The 4719-nt window shown below is 62.1% G+C and carries 5 protein-coding genes; all 5 read right to left on the bottom strand.

Annotation, left to right across the window (positions count from 1 at the left end; all coding sequences use genetic code 11):
* A partial coding sequence (locus O2807_12080; protein ID MDA1001236.1) for a hypothetical protein occupies positions 1-344 on the bottom strand: 344 nt, incomplete at its 3' end.
* A gap of 52 nt (positions 345-396) precedes the next feature.
* A complete protein-coding gene (locus tag O2807_12085; protein ID MDA1001237.1) occupies positions 397-2352 on the bottom strand; it encodes an AMP-binding protein in 1956 nt (651 codons plus the stop codon).
* A gap of 44 nt (positions 2353-2396) precedes the next feature.
* Entirely contained in the window at positions 2397-3206 is an 810-nt protein-coding gene (locus O2807_12090; protein MDA1001238.1) for an MBL fold metallo-hydrolase, read from the bottom strand.
* A 27-nt stretch (positions 3207-3233) separates the two neighbouring features.
* Positions 3234-4052, bottom strand: a complete 819-nt coding sequence (locus O2807_12095; GenBank protein MDA1001239.1) for an MBL fold metallo-hydrolase — start codon at positions 4050-4052, stop codon at positions 3234-3236.
* 177 nt (positions 4053-4229) lie between these two features.
* The coding region (locus O2807_12100; GenBank protein MDA1001240.1) for an alpha/beta hydrolase at positions 4230-4719 on the bottom strand (490 nt) is incomplete at its 5' end.

Here is a 4719-nt window from a genome sequence, read left to right on the forward strand (position 1 = left end):
ACTACTATTCCAGGCAGAGACGGGTCTTCCCAGAGACCGTCATATCCTATTTCCGACGATGTTCCTTGGTAGCGGCCATTGGTGACTTTGTATTCAAGGCGTCGACCAAGTTCATTGGTGATGTCTTGAAGAACTATTCCACTCTTGTTGAAAGACGAGTTAAGGCAATGGTTGGCATATTTCTCAAGTGTTTCGATGCTGACTTGACGAAGATATTCTCTCAATTCTTGCTGGCATTCAGACTTATCTAAAAGTCGGCCATCACCTGCAGTCACAACAATCTGCTCAATTGACATTTCTTGAACAGCATTGGGATTGGCTTGCCAAAGGCTAATGAGGGGCATCAGTTACTCTCTTAGTTTGAGTAATGTCTAGCCAGTGGTGGCAAATCATGTTTTATATCGCCTCTTTGATCGCTTCCAAATTCTCCGGGTTCTCCAGCGAGTTGGGGTCGAGGTTCACTTCCTCGCCGAGATAGACTTTCTTGATGGCGCCGCGGACGATCTTGGCGGAGCGGGTCTTGGGGAGCGCCTTGACGAATTTCACGATGTCGGGCCGGAAGCTCTTGCCGAGATAGTCCACCGTCTGATCCTTGAGTTCCTCGCGGAGTGCGTCCGAGGGCTCATACCCATCCGCGAGGACGACGAAGCAGCCCAGCGTCTGGCCCTTGAGATCGTGCGGCAGCCCCACGACGGCGGATTCCACGACGGCCGGGTGCTTGATGAGCTCGGCCTCGACCTCGGCCGGGCCCACGCGCTTGCCCGCCACCTTGATGGTGTCATCCGCCCTTCCCTGGAGATGCCACAGGCCGTGCGCATCCACGCGGGTCCAGTCGCCGTGGTTCCAGACCCCCTCCCCCCATTTGGAGAAGTAGGTCTCGATGTAGCGCGCATCGTCCTTCCAGAAGCTCTGCGTGAGGGAGGGGATGGGTTTTTTGAGGACGAGATAGCCCACCTCGCCCGCGCTCCCGCTGATGGAGTTTCCCTCCTCATCGAAGATGTCGCAGTCCGTCCCCATGGCGGGCATCCCGACGGTGCCGGGGGCGAGCGCCATGACGGGCAGCGGCTGGAGGAGGCAGCCGCCGATCTCGGTGCCGCCCGTGATGTTCATGATGGGGCACCGGCCGCCGCCCACCTTCTCGAAAAACCATTTGTAGGACTTCGGGTCCCAGGGCTCGCCGGTGGAGCCGAGGACGCGCAGACAGGAAAGGTCGTGCTTCTCCACCCATTTGTCCCCGGCGCTGATGAGCATGCGGATGGCGGTGGGCGAGACGCCGAGATGGGAGATCTGGTGATCGGAGACCACCTGCCAGAGGCGGTCGGGCTCCGGGTGGTTCGGCACGCTCTCGTAGAGCATGCAGGCGTGGCCGTTGAAGTGCGCGCCGATCAGCTCGTAGGGCGCCATCACCCAGCCGAAGTCGGTCACCCAGAACATGGTGTCGCCCTCGCGCATGTCGAAGGCGTAGCGGAGATCGCGGCCCGGGCCCGAGAGCAGCCCCGCGTGGCCGTAGACGCAGCCCTTGGGCATTCCGGTCGTGCCCGAGGTGTAGAGGATGATGGAGGGGGCGTCGCCCGGGAGGCGCTCGGTCTCGGCCTGATCGGAGTGGCCGGAGGTGAAGTCGTCCCAGTAGATATCCCGGCCCGCTTCCATGGGCACATCCTCGCCGGAGCGCCGGACGACAACGACCTTTTCCACCTGGGTGCCGCGGCGAAGGGCCTCGTCGGCGGTTGCCTTGATGGGCACTTTCTTTCCCCGGCGGACGGCGCCGTCGCCCGTGAAGAGGATGCGCGCGCCGGCATGGTCGAGCCGCTCGGCGAGGCCCTCGGGGCCGAAGCCGGAGAAAACCGGCATCATCGCGACCCCGATCTTGAAGCAGGCGTACATGGCGATGGCGGCCTCGGGGACGAGGGGAAGAAAGATGCCCGCCCGATCGCCCGGCTTCAGGCCCGCCGCACGCATGGCGTTCGCGAGGCGGGAGACTTCCGCAGAGAGTTCCGCGTACGTGAATTTCCGTACCTCGCCGCCGTCGCCCTCCCAGATGAGAGCGGTTTGATCCCGCCTTTCGCCTTCGAGGTGGCGGTCAATGCAGTTGAGGACGGCGTTCGTCTCTCCGCCGATGTACCACTTCGCCCAGGGGAAGCCCCGGCCCATGTCCAGAATCTTGTCGTAGGGTTTGTACCAGGCCATGCCGAGATCTTCGGTAATGGTCTCCCAGAATTTTTCGTGCGCATCCCAGGACCACTGGAGGAATTCCCTGACATCCGCATGGCCCGTTTTTTTCATCAGCTGGGCGATGTGGCTGTTCTCGATGAAATCCTGGCTCGGCCGCCAGATGATGTCGGAATCGCTCATCGGGTCATCGTCTCCTGATCGACCTGCCCGCCGCGGGGCGGGGATTATTTTCTCGCGTGGTCGTTGATCCACACCGAAAAGCGCGTGCCCATGTAGGCGTCCACGACCCCGAAGCCCGGCGTCTTCAGCTTGCGGGGCGGATCGTAGGTGTTTTCCTGGATGCGCTCGATGGCCTCGGCCATCTCGCCGATGATGGAGGCGTCCGAGAAGGCGTCCGTGTGTCCCGAACAGACCCACTTCACCTCGGAGGCGATGGTTTCGAGTTTGCGAAGCGAGGGGCCGTAGTCGCTGAGGACGGCGGTGGGCACCTGCAGGTAGAGCGGCTGGAAGGGCTTGACGAGATCGCCCGTGATGAGAACGCCCTCTTTTTCATCGAGGAGGGAGACGCTGCAGGGGGAGTGCCCCGGGGTGTCGTAGACGCGAATCCGCCTTCCGCCGAGATCGAAAACATCGCCCTCTTTGACATCCCGGCCGGGGGTGGCCGGCGGGATGGTGAAGGTACCGGGGTCGAATTCCCCGGGGAAGGGCAGGCCGTCCCCCCAGGTGGCGATGAGGTTCCGGCAGACCTCGGTGTAGTCCACCGCCAGGCGGTCCCGGCCGTTGGGGTGGACCCCGGCGCTCTCCCACTGGTGCGCCGCGCCGATGTGATCCCAGTGGGTGTGGGTGAGGATGTGCTCGAGGGGCAGGCGGGTCAGGCTCTCGCAAAGGGCCCGGTAGTTTCCGATGCCCACCCCGCCGTCCACGGCCAGCGCCTTCTCCCCGCCGAGGAGGAGGAACATCTTCCAGCGGCCCCCCTCGGTGATCTGGTAGGTGCCCGGTGCGATCTCCTCGACCCGGTACCAGGGCTGTGCCATCTCGATTCCTTTCGCCGCCGCGCGCGCCTACTTGCGGGCCTTGTCGTTGATCCAGACCTTGATGCGGGGCATTTCGTATTCGTCTATCTCGCCCCACGTGGGGACTTCTTTTTTTACGAAATCCGGCTTGCCGGCCTGGATGTCCTCAAGGAAGCCGGCCATCTCTCCGATGATGGAGGGATCGGCGTAGGGCTCGGTGTGGCCCGAGGTGATCCAGCGGACCTCGACCTCGGAGGCGAGCTTTTCCATCTTCCGTAGCGAGGGGATGTAGTCGGAGAGCACGGCGGTCGGCACCTGGAGGAAGAGGCACTCCTCGGGACGGACCAGATCGCCCGAGACGAGGATCTTCTCCTTCTCGTCGTAGAGGGAGATGCTGCAGGGGGAGTGGCCCGGGGTGTCGTAGATTTTGAGCACCCTGCCGCCCAAATCAATCGTGTCGCCTTCCTGCAGGGTCGAGCCGAAGGTGGCGGGCTTGATCGCGTACTGGTCTGCGTCGAACCAGTCGGGGAATTTGTTTCCGCCGCCGGTCCACATTTTCACGAAGCCCTGGGTCATCTTCGAGAGATCCTGCGCCAGCATGCTCTTGCCGTTGGGGTGGACGGCCACCTTGTTCCACCGGTAGGCCGATCCCACATGGTCCCAGTGGGTATGGGTGAGGATGTGCTCGATGGGGAGGTCGGTGATGCTTTCCTGGAGCTTGCGGAGGTTGCCGATGCCGATGCCGCCGTCGATGGAAAGCGCCTTTTCCTTGCCGAGGAGGAAGAACATCTTGAAGCGCCCGGCTTCGGTGATCTGGTAGCTTCCGGGAGCGAACTCGGTGACGCTGTACCAGTCCTGGGTTTCCATGCTTTCTCCTGTCGGTGATTATCGAAATGACATTTTTGATCTTCCCGGCTCCCTGCGCCCATTCGGGAAAAAGCCGAAAAAGACTTTCGTTGCATATTGCGCTGTCAGATTGACCCTAATTTATATCCCCTCGCCCGGAGGGGATCAAGCAGGTTTCCCCGTCCGGGGAAAGGAAACTTATCCCCTGTAGATCGGCTCCTCCCGGCTGAAGAAGCCCTCGATCAGGCCGTAGGCGATGAGGCGGTTTTTCTCCTGAAGGCTGGCGTGGGCGATGCCCGGCATGACGGCGAGCTGCTTGTCCGGATTCAGGAGCCGCTCGAAGAAGGACAGAATATCCTCGAAGGAGGCGATGCCATCGTACTGCCCGCGAGTGATGAGAGTGGGAGAGGCGATCTTCTCCGGGTCCACCAAGGGGAGCCGCTCGCACATGTCGATATAAGTGCCGTTCGGGATGCTCTCGTCGAGTTCGCAGACGGCCCGTGCGAAAGCCTTGACCACGTCGGGGTAGACGGTCCCGGGATGGTCGCGGGTGAAGATGGATTCGATGAACTTGCGGTTCACCGGCCGCCGGGATTCGGGGGCGACGCCCGCGAAGCGTTTTTTCCGATCGGCGAGGGTGGGGCTGCCTTTTCCCGTCCAGACGAAGGCGTCCAGGACGAGTCGCTTC

It is taken from the genome of bacterium (assembly GCA_027622355.1).
In the GTDB taxonomy this organism is placed as follows: Bacteria; UBA8248; UBA8248; order UBA8248; family UBA8248; genus JAQBZT01.